This is a genomic window from Corynebacterium sp. 21KM1197 (assembly GCF_033783015.1).
Lineage (GTDB): Bacteria > Actinomycetota > Actinomycetes > Mycobacteriales > Mycobacteriaceae > Corynebacterium.
This window is the reverse complement of record NZ_CP123907.1, coordinates 2,214,822-2,232,036: the sequence shown is the minus strand read 5'-3', so window position 1 is coordinate 2,232,036 and position 17,215 is coordinate 2,214,822. Positions and strand designations below refer to the sequence as shown.

Annotated in this window: 11 protein-coding genes; 8 read left to right on the top strand and 3 right to left on the bottom strand. The window is 67.6% G+C overall.

The window, feature by feature from the left end:
- Nucleotides 1-291 precede the first annotated feature (291 nt).
- The 7 genes from OLW90_RS10770 (at nt 292) to OLW90_RS10740 (ending at nt 13,182) form a co-directional block, all read left to right on the top strand.
- Nucleotides 292-2,226 carry an alpha/beta hydrolase-fold protein gene (locus OLW90_RS10770; protein WP_319650094.1) on the top strand — a complete coding sequence of 645 codons (1,935 nt, stop codon included), beginning with the start codon at nt 292-294 and terminating at the stop codon, nt 2,224-2,226.
- Nucleotides 2,226-2,741, top strand: a complete 516-nt coding sequence (locus OLW90_RS10765) for a DUF732 domain-containing protein (protein ID WP_319650093.1) — start codon at nt 2,226-2,228, stop codon at nt 2,739-2,741. Before OLW90_RS10770 ends, OLW90_RS10765 begins: the two co-directional genes overlap by 1 nt.
- Nucleotides 2,742-2,866: 125 nt before the next feature.
- Nucleotides 2,867-3,799, top strand: a complete 933-nt coding sequence (locus OLW90_RS10760; RefSeq protein WP_319650092.1) for a cutinase family protein — start codon at nt 2,867-2,869, stop codon at nt 3,797-3,799.
- Between the two features lie 107 nt (nt 3,800-3,906).
- On the top strand, nt 3,907-5,745 hold the full coding sequence (locus tag OLW90_RS10755) for a FadD32-like long-chain-fatty-acid--AMP ligase (protein ID WP_319650091.1): 1,839 nt from the start codon (nt 3,907-3,909) through the stop codon (nt 5,743-5,745).
- A gap of 116 nt (nt 5,746-5,861) precedes the next feature.
- Nucleotides 5,862-10,736 (top strand): polyketide synthase Pks13, encoded by a 4,875-nt coding sequence (gene pks13 / locus OLW90_RS10750; protein ID WP_319650090.1) that lies wholly within the window; start codon nt 5,862-5,864, stop codon nt 10,734-10,736.
- On the top strand, nt 10,736-12,280 hold the full coding sequence (locus tag OLW90_RS10745) for an acyl-CoA carboxylase subunit beta (RefSeq protein ID WP_319650089.1): 1,545 nt from the start codon (nt 10,736-10,738) through the stop codon (nt 12,278-12,280). The genes pks13 and OLW90_RS10745 overlap by 1 nt, the downstream gene beginning before the upstream one ends.
- Before the next feature lie 146 nt (nt 12,281-12,426).
- Nucleotides 12,427-13,182 (top strand): hypothetical protein, encoded by a 756-nt coding sequence (locus OLW90_RS10740; protein ID WP_319650088.1) that lies wholly within the window; start codon nt 12,427-12,429, stop codon nt 13,180-13,182.
- Between the two features lie 68 nt (nt 13,183-13,250).
- Here the strand turns inward: OLW90_RS10740 and OLW90_RS10735 are convergent, their stop codons facing one another.
- Nucleotides 13,251-15,221 carry a DJ-1/PfpI family protein gene (locus tag OLW90_RS10735; RefSeq protein WP_319650086.1) on the bottom strand — a complete coding sequence of 657 codons (1,971 nt, stop codon included), beginning with the start codon at nt 15,219-15,221 and terminating at the stop codon, nt 13,251-13,253.
- A gap of 62 nt (nt 15,222-15,283) precedes the next feature.
- On the opposite strand from OLW90_RS10735, the gene OLW90_RS10730 reads away from it, so the two are divergent.
- Nucleotides 15,284-15,850, top strand: coding sequence for a TetR/AcrR family transcriptional regulator (locus OLW90_RS10730; RefSeq protein WP_319650085.1), 567 nt, complete (start codon nt 15,284-15,286; stop codon nt 15,848-15,850).
- On the opposite strand, the gene OLW90_RS10725 is transcribed toward OLW90_RS10730, so the two are convergent.
- Together OLW90_RS10725 and OLW90_RS10720 are read right to left on the bottom strand one after the other, a co-directional pair.
- On the bottom strand, nt 15,851-16,204 hold the full coding sequence (locus OLW90_RS10725) for a DUF3054 domain-containing protein (protein WP_319650084.1): 354 nt from the start codon (nt 16,202-16,204) through the stop codon (nt 15,851-15,853).
- Entirely contained in the window at nt 16,201-17,214 is a 1,014-nt protein-coding gene (locus OLW90_RS10720; RefSeq protein ID WP_319650083.1) for a YbhN family protein, read from the bottom strand. The genes OLW90_RS10725 and OLW90_RS10720 overlap by 4 nt, the downstream gene beginning before the upstream one ends.
- Between the last annotated feature and the right edge of the window lies 1 nt (nt 17,215).

The window sequence follows — 17,215 nt, the reverse complement described above, 5'->3', positions numbered from 1 at the left end:
GCGTTACAGGGTATTAAGGAGAGCCGCAGGGAAACCTGCGGCTCTTTTGCGTGCGGGGGCAGCGCTGTGGGGAGCGGGGGTGCGGTACCGCTGGGGGTACCGGGGCGTCGAAAAGCCGGTGAAATCCTGCCGGAACGTGCCGTTACCGCGTGTCTCCACCGTAAACTCTCAAGTTAAACTTAAACTTGACTAGACTGTGTGCAGACAGAAGCAATGTGCAGAGAGAGCAACGGAAGAGGGGAACTTCTGCTGCTCGGCGGAAACGATTGAGAAGTAAAGGACAAGGAACACATGCGCGACACCGCATTCCATGCGCCGCAGCGGCGCTCCTTCAGGATTGCTGCCACGGCGATCCCCACCGTCGTAGCGCTCGCCCTCGGCGGGATCACCCAGGCGAGCGCTCTCCCGAGCCTCCCCATCAGCCTCTCGGATTACATCAAGCCGGGAGACTCCCAGCAGCCCGCCCCCACCCGCACCGATGTGCCCCAGATTCAGGGCCTGCCGGAGGGCGTGAGCGTGGATCGCGTGGAGTGGCTGAGCAGCCGTCGCGTGGCGGTGTACATCAATTCCCCCTCCATGCCGCAGAGCCCGGTGCAGGTGCAGATCCTGCTGGCACGCGACTGGCACTCGCAGCCGGATCGCACCTTCCCCGAGGTGTGGGCGCTCGATGGTATGCGCGCCCGCGACGATGAAAACGGCTGGACCAGCGCCACCAACCTGGAGCAGTTCTACTCCGATAAGAACGTTAATGTGATCCTGCCCGTGGGCGGGGAGTCCTCCTTCTACTCCGATTGGTTGGAGGAGGATAACGGCCGCCACTACAAGTGGGAGAGCTTCCTGATCAAGGAACTGATCCCGGTGCTGGATAAGGGCTTCCGCTCCAATGGCGATCGCGCCATCACGGGCATCTCCATGGGTGCCACCGGTGCGGTGAACCTGGCCGCGCACAACCCGGGCCTGTTTAACTTCGTGGGTTCCTTCTCCGGCTACCTGGACACCACCACGCCGGGCATGCCCGCGGCGATCAACGCGGCGATGTCGGACGCCGGGGGGTATAGCGCCACCAAGATGTGGGGCCCCTATGGCTCGGAGGAGTGGAAGAACCACGATCCCAAGCGCGGCCTGGAGGCCCTCAAGGGCACGCCGGTGTACGTGTCCGCCGGGTCTGGGCGCGAGGAAAACGGCAAGGTGACGGTGCCGGAGCCCGCCGCGCGCATGACGGGCATGGGCCTAGAGGCCGTGTCCCGCATGACCACCCAGACCTTTGTGAACCACGCCAAGAAGGCCGGCGTGGACGTGACCGCGCGCTTCCGCGACGCGGGCATTCACTCCTGGTACTACTGGCAGTTCGAGATGACCCAGGCCTGGCCGATGATCGCGGACTCCCTGGGTGTGCAGGATGGGGATCGCGGCGCGGAGTGCGCACCCATTGGCGCGATCGCGGAGGCCACCGAGGCCGGGAACATCGGTTCCTGCGTGAACAACGAGTATGACGTGGCCGGTGGCGCGGGCAAGGCCCAGGACTTCCAGGGCGGCACGGCATACTGGTCCGAGGCCACGGGCGCGCACGTGCTCTTTGGTCGGATCAATGCCCGGTACGCGGAGTTGGGCGGCCCCGCCTCCTGGCTGGGCTTCCCGCGCTCCACCGAACTGACCTCCTCGGACGGCAAGGGCAAGTACGTGCTCTTTGAGCACGGTTCGATCTACTGGTCCGAGGAGACGGGGGCCTTCCCCGTCAGTTCCACCATGATGGACGCCTGGGCTGGGGCGAACTACGAAAACGGCGAGCTGGGCTACCCGGTATCGGACGCCGTGGCCTCCGGCGATTCCCGGGTGCAGCAGTTCCAGAACGGCGTGATAGTGAGCAGCGGCGAGGGCGAGGAGGCCAAGGCCTTCCGCCTGAGCGGTGCCATCGGCCAGAAGTACGCGGAACTGGGCGCGGCCACCTCCTGGCTGGGCATGCCCACCTCCAACGTGATCCGCATTCCGGGCGGTACGCTCCAGCAGTTTGAAAAGGGCAATATCTACCACTCCGAGGCCTCCGGGGCGCACGCGATCCGCTACGGCGCGATCTTTGACGCCTGGGGCGAGGACAAGTGGGAGCAGGGTGCCTTTGGCTGGCCCACCGCCGATCAGGCGGAGATTCCCGCCGGTGGGGAATACGTGGAGTTCCAGCACGGCAAGATCAGCCAGATCAACGGCCAGATCAAGAAGGAGCACGCCTAATGCGTCGGATAGCGCTGGGTGGCATGGCGATCCTCGTGGCGGCGGGCGTGGCGGCCTGCGGCGGCACCACGGTGGAGGGTGGCGATGGCACCGAGAACACGGTGGCTCCGCTGACCCGCAGCCAGGGGGCCTCGGCCTCGGCGGAGAAGTCCGGCGAGAAAACCGAGAGCACGAGGGCGGCGTCGGAAAGCGCCGCCGAGCCCGCCCGCACGGTGTCCGAGCAGGATTCCGGTGCCCGGGAGATCGAATCCCTGCCGGAGCCGCAGGGCGCGACCACCCCGGAGGAGCAGGGTTACCTGGATCTGGTGGCCGATGGGGGCGTGGATACCCAGAAGGTTTCCGATCAGCTCATCGCGGCGGCGCAGTCCGTGTGTACCGCGGCGGCGGAGGGCACCGAGGGGGATGCTACGGCGCAGGCCATCGGCGGGCAGCTGGTGGAGCAGGGCTTTACCGAGCTGGACGCGCAGAAGGCGGCTGAGTTGATCGAGAACTCGGCGCGGGAGGCGTACTGCTAAGGGCGTGCGTTTAGCGCGCCCGGTATATCCGGTGAGTCCAGCGTGCCCGATGTGCCCAGTGCGTTCCACGCGCTCAGCGCTCTGAGCGCCGAGGCGGTGCCGCCGAAGCCGCTACGATGAGGAGAATGCGAAAGGTTCTCACGATTCTCGCGGTGCTGGCCGTGGTGGTGGCCATTGGCGTGGGCGTGGTGCAGTGGCAGCAGCGCCCCAATGACCCCGAGGCGCCGGTGCCCGCCGAGCAGGAGGCACCCCCGCAGGCCGCGCCGGAGCAGCCGGACTGGTGCCCCGAGGTGGAGGTAATCGCCGCGCCGGGCACCTGGGAATCCGGGGCGGAGGATGATCCCATTCATCCGCACGTGAACCCCCTTTCCTTCCTGCTCACCGTGACCACCCCCTTACAGGAGCGCTACCCGCAGGATCGGGTGAAGGTGTGGACCCTGCCCTACACCGCGCAGTTCCGCAACATCAATGCGCCCGGGGAGATGACCTACGACGACTCCCGCACCCAGGGCACCGACCGCGTGCGCGCGGAGATGGTGGAGACGCACCGGCAGTGCCCCGGCACGGACTTCGTGCTCACCGGCTTTTCCCAGGGCGCGGTGCTCCTGGGGGACCTTGCGGAGGAACTGGGTGGCCCGGAGCCGGTGGTTCCGCCCGAGCGCGTGCGCGGCATGGCGCTGGTGGCCGATGGTCGCCGCGTGCCGGAGCAGGGGGTGCCCGTGGGTAATCCGGTGTCCGGGGTGGGGGCCGAGGTGGCGTTGCAGCCGCTCAACGCCGTGGTGCAGCCGATCGTGCCCGGTGCCACCATGCGCGGCCCCCGCAGCGGCTTCGGGGCGCTCAATGACAAGGTGTATCAGGTGTGCGCCCCGGACGATCACATTTGCGACGCCCCCAGGGACGTGGGCAACGCGCTTGGCCGCGCGCGGGACATGATCGCCGCCAGCGGCGTACACGCGCAGTACGGCACGAACCCCAGCGTATTCCCCGGCACCACCACCAACCAATGGCTGGTGGAGTGGGCCAGTGGGCTTATCGACGCCCCGCCCGCCCCGGCGTAGCGTTCGCCCAGGCTCGAGGTAGTATTTCCGGCAAAATTACCGAGTGGGGTAGATTGCTTAATAGTACTAATATCCCCGCCGCGCGTATCCAGTTTTAAGGAGAACCGATGAATCTTCAGTCCGCCCTGGCCTCGTTCTTCAACGAGAAGGGGGAGATCGCCATTGATCCCCGCCTCACCCTCCCCGGCCTGTCCGAACTGCTCTACCAGAAGGAACTTGCCGCCGGTGGTGGCGAGCGTCCGGCCCTGCGCTACTGGGATTACCAGGGCACCGGCGGGGCGGTGGACTACACGCGCTCCCAGATCAACACCAGGATCAAGGCCGTGGCCGCTCGCTTGCAGCAGGTGGGCCAGCCCGGCCAGCGCGTGGCCATTCTCATGGGCAATACCCCGGAGTACCTCTTCGGCTTCCTTGGCGCCCTGTATGCGGGCATGACCCCCGTGCCGCTGTACGATCCCCGCGAGCCCGGCCACGATGCCCACCTGCGGGCCGTGTTCCACGATTCCAACCCGCGCTTGGTACTCACCAATAAACTCTCCGCGCAGGCCGTGCGCGCCTACTTCTCCGATCTCCCCGGCGGCGAGCGCCCCCGCATTATCGCTATCGACGCCCTCCCGGACGCCGTGGCGGCCTCTTGGACCAACCCCCTGGAAAAGCCGGAGGCACAGGCCTACCTCGCGGAGCGGGGTGTGACCGCGCCGCTGGATCTCCCGGCCTTCTTGCAGTACACCTCGGGTTCCACGCGCACCCCGGCGGGCGTGATGCTCACCCACCGCTCGGTGATCACCAACACCCTCCAGATCTTTGCCGCTGGACGCCTGCGCACCCCCATGCGCCTGATTCTGTGGATTCCGCTCCACCACGATATGGGCATCATCCTGGGCATGTTCGCGCTCATCTTGGGCTTTGAGGCGGAGATAATGGCCCCGCGCGACTTCGTGCAGCAGCCCTCCCGCTGGATCGAGCAGATGAGCAAGCGCGACCAGGACGATGACCTCGCGGTGTACACGGTGGTGCCCAACTTTGCCCTCGATCTCGCGGTGCGCTACGGCAACCCCGGAGAAAACACCGACCTCTCCCTCGTGGATGGCCTGGTGCTGGGCTCCGAGCCGATCACGGAGCGCTCGGTGACCGCGTTCTACGAGAAGTTTAAGGATTATGGCTTGCAGCGCTCCAGCCTGCGCCCCACCTACGGCTTGGCGGAGGCCTCCCTGCTGGTGAGCACCCCGCAGACCGAGGAGCGCCCCGTGATCGCCTACTTTGACCGCGAGGCGCTCTCCGAGGGTCGGGCGCAGAAGGTGGAGAAGGGCCACCCGGCGGCCGTGCCGCTGATCTCCAACGGGCAGTCGGTGGCACCCCAGCGCTTGGCGGTGGTGAACCCGGAGACTCGCCAGGAGGTACCGGACGGCACCATCGGGGAACTGTGGAACCACGGCGAGCACATGGCCGCGGGCTATTTGAACCGCCCGGAGGAAACCGCTGAGACCTTTGCTAACACCCTGGCCGGGCGCTTGGCGGAGGGCTCCCGCGCGGCGGGCGCGCCGGACGAGGGCTGGCTGGCCACCGGCGACCTGGGCGCGATCATTGATGACGAGGTGTTCATCACCGGGCGTCTCAAGGATCTCATCGTGATCGCCGGGCGCAACCACTACCCCCAGGACATCGAGTTCACCGTGGGACAGGCCACGGAGCAGGTGGAGCCCACCGCGATCGCCGCCTTCTCCATCCCGGGCGAGGACGTGGAGCACCTGGTGATCCTCGCGGAGCGCGTCGAGGGGGCCGCCGAGGACGGCGACGCGGAGGCGATTCAGGCGATCCGCACGGCGGTGAGTGCGGCTCACGGCGTGACGCCCAAGGACGTGCAGATCTTGGCCGCGGGCAGCATCGCCAGGACGTCGAGCGCCAAGATCGCGCGCCGGGTGGCCCGGAAGCACTACCTGGGCTGACCGGCAGGAACCTTTGTCTACGGCGGTCGCATTGTGGGGTGCCGGAGGGTACCCTACATGGACGGCGATAGTAACCATTATCTTCAACGAATGATCTTTGTAGGGAGACTCCTCGCATGGCAGATAGCCCCAGCGCACCCACCACGATGACCGCCGCGCAATTGCGCCAATGGCTGCGCGAATGGGTGGCGGGGGTGACGGAGGTCCCGGTCAGCGAGGTCACCGATGATCGTCCCCTGGAGAACCTGGGCCTATCCTCCCGCGACGCGGTGCTGCTCTCCGGGGAATTAGAAAATCTCCTGGGCCGCAAGCTCGACGCCACCGTGGTGTACGAGCACCCCACCATCGGGGAATTGGCCACGCACCTGCTCAGCGGCGGGGTATCCGGCGGGGCTAGCGGTGCCGTGCGCGGTGCGGTTGCCGGTACCCCGGCGGCTCCCCGGGTGAGCGCCGCGCCCGAGGATCACGACATCGCCGTGGTGGGCATGGCGGCGCGATTCCCCGGCGCACACAACATCGAGGAGATGTGGAACATGCTGGTGGAGGGCCGATCCGGCACCACCAGCCAGCCCCCGGAGGGGCGCTGGGCGGAGTACCAGGGCGATCCGGTGAGCCGCACCAAGATGGCCGAGCAGAACCTCGCCGGCGGCTACCTGGACGATATTGCCTCCTTTGATGCGGAGTTCTTTGGCCTCTCCCCCCTGGAGGCCGCCAATATCGACCCGCAGCAGCGGATCATGCTGGAACTCTCCTGGGAGGCCCTGGAGCACGCCCACCTGCCCGCCAATGAGCTGCGCGGCACTCCCGTGGGCGTGTTCTACGGCTCCACCAATAACGATTACGGCATGTTGATCGCCTCCGATCCGCAGTCCGCGCACCCCTACGCGCTCACCGGAACCTCCAGCGCGGTGATCCCCAACCGCGTCTCCTATGCCTTTGACTTCCGGGGCCCCTCGGTGGCGGTGGATACCGCGTGCTCCTCCTCGCTGGTGGCGATCCACCAGGCGATCCGCGCCCTGCGCGCCGGGGACACCTCCGTGGCCCTGGCCGGTGGCGTGAACATCATGTCCGCGCCGCTGGCCTCCACCTCCTTTGGGGAACTGGGGGTGATCAGCCCCAGCGGGAATATCCACGCCTTCTCCGAGGACGCCGATGGCTTTGTGCGCGCCGACGGCGCCGGGGTGTTTGTGCTCAAGCGGGTGGCGGACGCGGTGGCCAATGGGGACACCATTCTGGCCGTGCTGCGCGGCTCCGCCATCAACTCGGACGGCCACTCCAACGGCCTCACCGCTCCCAACCCGGAGGCCCAGGCGGACGTGCTGCGCCGCGCCTACGCGGACGCCGGGATCGACCCCCGCGAGGTGGACTACGTGGAGGCCCACGGCACCGGCACGGTGCTGGGCGATCCTATCGAGGCCACCGCCCTGGGCGAGGTGCTGGGCGCGGGCCGCGAGGCCACCCGTCCCACGCTGCTGGGGTCGGCCAAGACGAACTTTGGCCACACCGAGTCTGCCGCCGGTTCCGCCGGGTTGGCCAAGGTGATCCTGGGTATGCGCCATGAGGTATTGCCACCCTCCCTGCACTACGCGGGTCCCAATCCCTACATCGACTTTGATTCCGAGCGCCTAGAGGTGGTGGAGGATCCCCGCGAGTGGCCGGAGTACTCCGGGCGCAAGATCGCGGGCGTGTCCGGCTTTGGCTTCGGCGGCACCAATGCGCACGTGGTGGTCAGCGACTTCGACCCCGCCGATTACCCCACCCTGGAACCTCGGGTGGAGGCGCTTCTGGACGATCCCGAGGACGCCACGGCGCTGCTCCCCGTCTCCGGGCACCTGCCCTCGCGGCGTCGGGAGCAGGCGGCGGCGCTGGTGGAATACCTGGAGGGTGCGGGGCTCGATGACCTTAAGGCCCTGGAACGCACCCTGGCCGGGCGCAACCACGGGCGCTCGCGAGCCGTGGTGCAGGCCACCACCGTGGAGGAGGCAATCACGCGCCTGCGTCGGGTGGCCGAGGGCAAAAAGTCCGCCGGGATCGCCGTGGCGGACGCCCCCGCCGCCACCGGGCCGGTGTTTGTGTACTCCGGCTTTGGCTCCCAGCACCGCAAGATGGCCAAGGATCTGGTGGCTATCTCCCCGGCGTTCAAGGAGCGCCTGGAGGAGCTGGATTCCCTGGTGCAGTACGAGTCCGGCTGGTCCATGCTGGCCCTGATCCTGGACGATGAACAGACCTATAACACGGAAACCGCGCAGGTGACCATCACCGCCATTCAGATCGCCCTGACCGATCTGCTGGCGGATCTGGGCGTGCGCCCCGCGGGCGTGATGGGAATGTCCATGGGTGAGATCGCGGCGGCCTATGCCTCCGGTGGGCTGCGCGCCGAGGAGGCCCTGCGCATCGCCTGCCACCGCTCCCGCCTGATGGGCGAGGGGGAGAACTCCCTGTCCGAGGACGAACTGGGCGCGATGGCCGTGGTGGAACTCTCCACCGAGGCCCTGGAGCAGATAGCCGCCGAGGACGAGCGCTTTGCCAGTATCGAACCCGCCGTGTACACCGCGCCGGGCATGACCACCGTGGGCGGCCCGCGCTCGGACGTGAGCGCCCTGGTGGAAAAACTGGAGGCCGAGGGCAAGTTTGCGCGGCTCCTCAACGTCAAGGGGGCCGGGCACACCAGCGCGCTCGACCCGATTCTGGGCGAACTCGCCGCCGAGATCGAGGGCCTGCGCCCGCGTCCCCTGCACACCCCGCTGTTTAGTTCCGTGGATCGCGGCCGGGTGTACCAGCCGGGGGAGATGGTGCACGATGCCGATTACTTCCTGCGCTGCACCCGTCATGCCGTGTGGTTCCAGGATTCCACCGAGGCCGCCTTTGCGGCGGGACACACCACCCTGGTGGAGATCGCCCCGAACCCGGTGGCCCTCATGGGCATGATGAGCACCGCCTTTGCCGCCGGGAAGCCGGACGCGCAGTTGCTCTTTGCTCTCAAGCGCAAGGTGCCCGCCGCGTCCTCCCTGCGCGATCTGCTGGCCACCCTGTATGTTTCCGGCGCTCCCGTGGACTTCCGCAAGGTGCGCGGCCTGGGGGCCACGCTTGCCAGCGCCCCCGGAACCCAATGGAAGAAGCAGCCGTACTGGACCTCCGCGCGTCCCTCCGGCGGGGCCAGCGGCCTGCCGGGGGCCAGGGTCACGCTTCCCGACGGCCGCGTGGCCTTTGGCACCGAGGCCGCCCGTGTTCCCTCTGGGCTGAGCCTGGTGGAGGCCGCTGTGGCGGAGATCGACCCCCAGGCCAAACTGGTGGCCAAGCAGGAGCACGCTGCCCTGCCCGCCAGCGGGGAGGTAACCACCGTGGTCACCCGCCACCTGGGCGGACTCTTGGTGGCGGTGTACGCCGCGCAGACCGGCTCCCAGGTACTCGCGGAGGGCTTCGCGGCCGGGATTCCGGGTGTGGCTCCCGGTGCCTCCGATAGTCCCAGCGCCCTCGCCACCCCGGCGGCTCCGGCTCCCGCCGCGCCCAAGGCCACCGGCATTCCCGGTGCCGGGGGAGAGATCGAAGTGGAGACGCGCCACTGGGACCCGGACTCCGGGGAGACGGTGGAGGAGCGCCTGCGTTCGATCGTCTCCGAGTCCATGGGCTATGACGCGGAGGACCTGCCCCTGGAACTCCCGCTGATCGATCTGGGCTTGGATTCCCTGATGGGCATGAGGATCAAGAACCGCATTGAAAACGACTTCCAGATCCCGCCCCTCCAGGTGCAGGCCCTGCGCGATGGTTCCGTGGCCGACGTGATCTCCCTGGTGGAGCAGGCCGTGGCGGGCAAGGCCGCCGCCGAGGAACCTGCCGCGCCGGAAAAGCCTGCGGTGACGGAGAAGCCTGCGGTGGCCGAGGGGGCGTCGGAAAGCCAGGGCGTGGGTGTGGCCCCGCGCGATGCCTCCGAGCGCCTGGTGTTTGCCACTTGGGCGGGGCTGAGCGGTGCGGCGGCCGCGGGCGTGACCAGCCAACTTCCGGAGGTTTCCGCCGAGGTGGCCGAGGCGATCGCTCAGCGCCTCAGCGAGCGCGCGGGCGTGGAGATCACGGCGGAGCAGGTGGCGCAGGCGCGCACCCTGGAACCGCTGGCGGATCTGGTGCGCGAGGGCCTGGAAACCGAGGTGGAGGGCAATATCCGGGTTCTGCGCGCCCGCGCGGAGGGCTCCACGGCCCCCTCGGTGTTCCTCTTCCACCCGGCCGGTGGCTCCTCCGTGGTGTACCAGCCGCTCATGCGTCGCCTGCCGGAGAGCGTGCCGGTGTACGGAGTGGAGCGCCGTGAGGGCCCCCTGGCGGAGCGCGCGGCGGCCTACCTGGAGGAGATCAAGGAACTCGCGGAGGGCCGCCCGGTGATTCTGGGCGGGTGGAGCTTTGGCGGCGCGCTGGCCTACGAGGTGGCGCACCAACTCCGCGCGGCGGGCGAGGTGGAGGTGGCCACCATCGCGCTGCTGGATACGGTGCAGCCCGCCGAGCCGATCCCGGACACCCTGGAAGAAACCAAGGCCCGCTGGGAGCGGTACTCCGCCTTTGCCAAAAAGACCTACGGCCTGGACTTCCCCGTGCCCTATGAACTGCTGGAATCCGCCGGTGAGGAGGCCATGCTGAGCATGCTCACGGAGTTCCTGAGCACTACCGACGCCTCCGAGCACGGCCTGGCCGCCGGGGTGCTGGAGCACCAGCGTGCCAGTTTTGTGGATAACCGGATTCTGGATCGCCTGGACATGCGGCGCTGGGCGGACGTGGCGGTGCCGGTGCTGCTTTTCCGCGCAGAGCGCATGCACGAGGGCGCCATTGAACTGGAGCCGGCCTATGCCAAGATCGCGCCGGATGGCGGTTGGGCGGCCATCGTGAAGGACCTGGAGATCGTGCAGTTGCGCGGCGATCACCTCGCCGTGGTGGACGAGCCGGAGATCGCCACGGTGGGGGCGCATCTGACCCGCCGCATCGAGAGCCTGGAAGGGAATAAGAACTAGTGGCCACCACTGCGGAAAAACTCGCAGACCTGCAAGAACGCCTGGATAAGGCGCAGGACCCCGGCAGCGAGCGCGCCCGCGCCAAGCGCGACGAGGCCGGGCGCACCACGCCCCGACAGCGCATCGCTGCCCTGCTGGATGAGGGCTCCTTTGTGGAGATCGGCGCGCTGGGCAAGACCCCCGGCGACCCGGACGCCATCTACTCCGACGGCGTGGTCACCGGCTACGGCCGCATCGACGGCCGCCCCGTGGTGGTCTACGCGCACGATAAGACCGTGTACGGCGGCTCCGTGGGCGTGACCTTTGGCCGCAAGGTGGTGGAGGTGATGGACATGGCCATCAAGATCGGCTGCCCGGTGATCGGTATTCAGGATTCCGGCGGCGCGCGCATTCAGGACGCCGTGACCTCCCTGGCCATGTACTCGGAGATCGCTCGCCGCCAAATGCCGCTCTCCGGGCGCAGCCCGCAGATCTCCATCATGCTCGGTAAGTCCGCTGGCGGTGCCGTGTACGCGCCCGTGACCACGGACTTTGTGATCGCCGTGGACGGGGAGACGGAGATGTACGTGACCGGCCCGGCGGTGATCCGCGAGGTCACCGGCGAGGACATCAGTTCCGCCGAACTGGGCGGCGCGCGCCAGCAGGAGGCCAACGGCAACATCTCCGCCGTGGTCAACAGCGAGGACGAGGCCTTTGACCTGGTGCGCGACCTCCTGGAACACCTGCCTTCCAGCTGCTTTGACCCCGCCCCCGTGGTGGCGGCCCCCACCGATGAGGAGGTGGCCGAGACCCGCTCCCTGGATACCTTCATGCCCGATGACACCAACGCAGGGTATGACATGATGGATCTGCTCTCCCAGCTGGGCGATGACGAGGATCTCATCGAGATTCAGGAGAACTTTGCCCCCAACCTCATCTGCGCCTTCGGCCGTATCGACGGCCGCACCGTGGGCTTCGTGGCCAACCAGCCCATGCACTACGCGGGCTGCATCGACGCCGACGCCGCCGATAAGGGCGCGCGCTTTATCCGTACCTGCGATGCCTACAACATTCCGGTGATCTTTGTGGTGGATACGCCGGGGTACCTGCCCGGCGTGGCGCAGGAAAAGGAGGGCCTGATCCACCGCGGGGCCAAGTTGGCCTTTGCCGTGGTAGAGGCCACCGTGCCCAAGGTGGCGCTCATCGTGCGCAAGGCCTACGGCGGAGCTTACGCCGTGATGGGGTCCAAGAACCTCTCCGGTGACATCAACCTGGCCTGGCCCACCGCGCAGATCGCCGTGATGGGCGCGGCGGCGGCCGTGGTGATGATCCAGGGCAAGCAACTCGCCGCCGCTCCCCCGGAGCAGCGCGATCAGATGAAGAAGCTCTTTATGGACTTCTACGATCAGAACATGACCTCCCCCTACGTGGCGGCCGAGCGCGGCTTCCTCGACGCGATGATCCAGCCCCGCGATACCCGCCTGGAACTGCGCCGCGCCCTGCGGCAGTTGGCGGACAAGCGGACGAGCGATCTACCCAAGAAGCACCCGATCGCGCCGATGTAGTTTCGATGCAGTGTGGGCCGTCACAGGCGGCCTGGGTGGCGTTATGCCTGCATAAAGGGTAAGGTCTGATGAGGTATCGCCCCGCCACATCATGCTGCGGGGCTTGTATTTTTAACTCGAGCAAGAGATAAGAAGAGGAAACCTCCATGCTCTTTACCATTCTGAAGGGGCTGGCCCTGGCCACCGGGCTGTTCTCCCTGGGCAGCACGCCCTTTATCACCGAGGGTTCCGCTGCGGCTCCCGTGTCCCCCGTGGCGGAGACCGTGGCCGCCAGCGCAGCCGAGCAGGACGCTGCGCAGGATTCTGAGCAGACTCCCGCCGACCGCGAGGCCGCCGCCGAGGCTGCCGTGCAGGCCATCGAGGACGAGGCCGGGCACGATCTGGTGAACATCGAGTTCGACGGTGATTCCGTGGTGCTGCGCCAGCTGGACACCTTTGACCAGCAGAACGATCAGGAAGCCTTCACCAAGATCACCGACGCACTGAGCGCCCTGGGCTACACCCAGATCTCCGCCGTGGCCGCCCCCGTGGTGTTTGAGCAGGAGGAGTTCCAGCTCACCGAGGAGGAGCGCCAGAAGGTCGCGGAGCAGACCGTGCAGGCCATCGAGGACGAGGCCGGGCATGATCTGGTGAACATCGATTTCAACGATGATTTTGTGGTGCTGCGCCCGGTGGAATCCTTTGATGAGGTAAACGATCAGGATTACTTCAGCGAGATCATGGAGTCCCTGCGAGCCCTGGGCTATGAGAACGTTGCCGCCGTGGGCAAGCCGCTGTACATCGAGCAGCCGGAGTTTCCGGAGCTTGACCCGAGCATCCTGGAGGCTGAGGAGAACGTAGACGTAGAGGCCCTGGTTCTCCCCGAGGTCGATCCGGCGTTCAGCCACGTGATCCGCGCCTAAGAGGGCGGATACCGCATAAGGCCAGGGAGCTGTCCCTGGCCTTTGTGCTTATCTGCGCCTTGTGCCTATTAGCCCAGATCCGCGATGATCCGCAGCGCGAGATCGCGGGAGGACTGCGGGTTCTGCCCGGAGTAGAGGTTCCTATCCACCACCACGTGCGAGCGCAGGGGGAACCCGGCGCTGTATTCCACCCCGGCCTTTTTCATCTCATCTTCCAGCAGCCACTTCGCTTTCCACGCGAAGGGGTTGAGGTGTTCCTCCCTATTGGAGAGCCCGGTCATGCGCCGCCCGTCAAAGGCATTGCTGGTGCTGCTGGTGCCGTTGGTATTGCCGCCGGACTCCGTGGTGGCCGCGAGGATGGCGGCGGGTGCGTGGCAGAGCAGGGCCAGGGGAGCGCCCGCCTCAAGCCGCTGGCGCAGCAGCGCGCCGGAGGTGGCGTCGAAAGCCAGGTCCTCCATCGGGCCATGCCCGCCGGGGTAAAACACCAGGTCATACTCCTCGGCCTTGATCTCCTCCAGCGCGGCCGGGTGGGCGAGCAGATCCGCGATGGAGTCGAGGTAGGCGCGGATCTTCCTGCGCTGCGAGGGTAGGCCGCCGGAGATGCCCATGCTGAGTTCGTCGAGGGTGGGGGCCACTCCGCCGGGCGTGGCGATGGTGACCTCCCAGCCCGCCTTGGTGAATAGTTCGTGCGGCACGGCCAGTTCCTCGCCCCAGAAGCCGGTGGGGTGTTCGCTGCCGTCCTTGAGCGTCCATACCCGCGCGGCGGTGACCACCATGAGCACCTTGCGCGGGGTGGCGGAACCCTCGGTGAGGCGTCGGTTCAGCCAGGAGGCGTATCGACGTCCCGCGCGCTTATTCTGCACCTGCTCCGCCACCATCGCCACGCGGGGGTCGATTCCCAGTTTGGGTTCCTTGCCCTGCGCGATCCGCGTCATCTGCCAGCGCACCCAGGCCATCGAGGCGAGGGAGGCGATGCCCTTGTTCTTGATCCGGGTGCGGGGGATCTCCGGGGCCTCGTCCTGCCCGGCCTCCCATCGCCGGGGCAGGTGGGGATCGGCGGCCAGGGCGGTGCCGATGCCCACGAGCGCGGCCCCGGAGTCCAGCACCTCCTCGGCCACGCTGGGGCGCACGATCCCGCCGGTGACCATGAGGGGAATGGGGGAATTGGCAAGGAGATTGCGCGCCATGTCCAGGAAGTAGGCCTCGCGGGCGTGGGTGCGGGAATCGGCGGCGCGCCCGGTCATGGCGGGGCTTTCATAGGAACCACCGGAGAGTTCCACCAGGTCCACGCCGAGCGGTGCGAGCATGGCGATGACCGCGCGGGCATCATCAATCTCAAAGCCGCCGCGCTGGAAGTCCGCGGAATTGAGCTTGACGGTGACGGCAAAGTCCGGTGCCACGGCGGCGCGGATACCGCGCACGATCTCCAGGAGAAGCCGGGCGCGATTCTCCAGGCTGCCGCCCCAGCGGTCGGTGCGGGTATTGGCCAGCGGGGAGAGGAACTGGGAGAGCAGGTAGCCGTGCGCGGCGTGGATCTCCACGCCGTCGAAGCCGGCCTCCTCGGCGCGGCGGGCGGTGGTGATGAAGCGCGCGATGGTGGCCTGGACCTGTTCCTCGTTCATGGGGGTGGGCGTGGGGAAGATCATGTTCTTGGGGCCCACCTCCACGGCCTTGGCACTGGGTGCCCAGGCCACGCCCGGTTGATCGGCCCTGACCTGGCGGCCGGGGTGGCTGATCTGCATCCAGATCTTCGCGCCGCCCTCGTGCGTGGCCCGGGCCCACTGGCGGAAGGGCTCTAGGGGCTGGCGCTCATCGAGCACCACGTCCCGCGTGCCGGTGACGGCGGCGTCATGCACCATGACGTTGCCGGTGATGAGGGTGCCCGCCCCGCCGCGCGCCCAGGTTCGATAGAGGCGGGCAAGGTTCTTGTCGGGCATGAGGGAGGCGGTGGCCAGGGATTCCTCCATGGCGGCCTTGACGATGCGGTTGGGCACGGTGGCCCCGCCGGGGAGGCGGAACGGGGTAAAGAGATTGCTCATGGCTGCTTCCGTGGATTAAAGTTTACGTCGTACACATCAGAGAATAGATGAGGATGTTTACAATGGCAACATTGGAGCGGAAGGACTACCACCACGGAGACTTGCGCCGCGCCCTGATCGCCAGCGCGCGGGAGATCCTGGCCACCGGTGAGGGCTTTTCCCTGCGCGCGGTGGCTAAACGCGCGGGCGTGAGCCCCACCGCCACCTACCGGCACTTTGAGGACCGCAAGGCCCTCGAATCCGCCGTGGCGGGGCAGGGATACCGGGAACTGCACGGGTACTTAGAAGAGGCCGTTGGTGAGGTGAACGGCCTGGGAGACGCCTGGAAGGTGGCCGTGGCCTATGCCCAGTGGGCGCTGGATAACCCGGCGATCTTCTCCCTGATGTTCACCACCGACTGCGATCCCCAGGACACCGAGCGCACCCGCGCCGTGGCGGAACTCAAGGGCTTTTTAACGCAGGAGATGGTGGCCCTGGCCCCCGAGCGAGCCACGGAGGACTTCATCATCGCCACCTGGGCCTTTGTCCACGGGATCACCCTCCTGCACGCGGAGGGGAAACTTTCCACCGAGGCGCCACGGGAGATGGAGGAGCGCATCCGACGCTCCTGGGGCGCGTTGATGGGGTGACTAGGAGCGGGAACGCCGCCCCGCAATTCCCCGCCACGCCGCCATGAGAATCCCGGAGGTCACGGTGGCCACGATGATAAACGACCAGTGCGGCACCGCGCCGTGGCGCAGCCCCCAGATGCTCAGGCCCACGATCACCGCGCAGGGCCAGGCCACGATCATACTGCCCCAGAGGGAGCCGCGCCGGGCCAGAGCCAGGCCGCCCCAGGCCAGCGCCACGCCCAGCAGGAAGGGCCACAGGGTGCCCAACCATCCGCCCACCGTCAGCGGCATGTCCTCGCTGCGGTGAGCCATGCGGGCGAGGAGGGCAAAGAGCGCGATGGCGAGGGCGTCGTAAGCAAACCAGCGGGTCATGTGAGTTTCTCCTTGTCTTGTGCGCGAATAACCCAGAACCACAAAAACACCACCCAGCCTACGGCGGCCAGCAGCACGAAGGTAAGCATGCGGAACACGATGGCCGCCGCCACGGCCAGGGACATAGGGATCTGCCCCAGAGCCACCAGCGTGGAGGTGAGCATCACGTCCACCGGTCCCAGGCCGCCGGGGGTGATCTGCGCCTGGCCGATGAGCTTGGCGGCCAGGAAGGAGAGCGCCACCCCGGCGACGTCGGGATCGCCCCCCACGGCCACCACGCAGGCCCAGAGGCACACGATCTCCGCCACCCACTTCAGGGTGGACCACAGCAGCGCCAGCCCCAGGCGGGGCAGCGGAATATCCACGGCGCGCAGTTGCGTGCGCAGCCCGGAGAGTTTATCCGTCCAGCGATCCTCCGGGGCGTTCGTGCGGCGGTTGTACCAGCGCAGCGCGGCGGTGAGTTTATTCTCCACGGTGGCGGGGTTGCGGGCGGCCCAACTCACCGCGCACAGCACCGCCACCAGGCCCACTATCGACGCCACCAGGGTCACCGGGTGCACCGAGGCACCGAGGAAGAACACCGCGATGAGCCCGAGCAGCGCCATTCCGGCGGCGGCCAGCAGCCCGGAGACCACCATGTACCAACTGGCCACCACCGCGCTGGCTCCCCAGGCCATTTGCTCGCGGAAGATCATCGCGGCGGCCACCGCCGGGCCGCCGGGCAGGGTGGCCGACCACGAGTTGGCCGCCAGGCCCAGGGCGTTGGCGCGGCCTCGCCCGCAGCGCACGCCGGTGGAGTGCAGGAGGCTCACCATCATCTCCGCCTGGAAGATCATGGTGATGGCGGTAAAGAGCACGGCCACCGCGATGTAGCGGTTATCGGCCTCCTTGAGTGCCGCCCAGCCCTCGTGGAGGAAGTGGGCGTTATCCCGCAGCGCGTAGACCAGGGCGGCGAGCACCAGGACCACCAGGCCATAGCGCACCCACGGGCTGCGCAGCCACCGCCACACC

Bases quoted from the DNA above. Each gene is read 5' to 3' on its own strand.
- pks13 (WP_319650090.1), top strand. From the start codon at position 5,862: ATGGCAGATAGCCCCAGCGCACCCACCACGATGACCGCCGCGCAATTG.
- OLW90_RS10755 (WP_319650091.1), top strand. From the start codon at position 3,907: ATGAATCTTCAGTCCGCCCTGGCCTCGTTCTTCAACGAGAAGGGGGAG.
- OLW90_RS10740 (WP_319650088.1), top strand. From the start codon at position 12,427: ATGCTCTTTACCATTCTGAAGGGGCTGGCCCTGGCCACCGGGCTGTTC.
- OLW90_RS10725 (WP_319650084.1), bottom strand. From the start codon at position 16,204: ATGACCCGCTGGTTTGCTTACGACGCCCTCGCCATCGCGCTCTTTGCC.
- OLW90_RS10765 (WP_319650093.1), top strand. From the start codon at position 2,226: ATGCGTCGGATAGCGCTGGGTGGCATGGCGATCCTCGTGGCGGCGGGC.
- OLW90_RS10730 (WP_319650085.1), top strand. From the start codon at position 15,284: ATGGCAACATTGGAGCGGAAGGACTACCACCACGGAGACTTGCGCCGC.
- OLW90_RS10735 (WP_319650086.1), bottom strand. From the start codon at position 15,221: ATGAGCAATCTCTTTACCCCGTTCCGCCTCCCCGGCGGGGCCACCGTG.
- OLW90_RS10760 (WP_319650092.1), top strand. From the start codon at position 2,867: ATGCGAAAGGTTCTCACGATTCTCGCGGTGCTGGCCGTGGTGGTGGCC.
- OLW90_RS10770 (WP_319650094.1), top strand. From the start codon at position 292: ATGCGCGACACCGCATTCCATGCGCCGCAGCGGCGCTCCTTCAGGATT.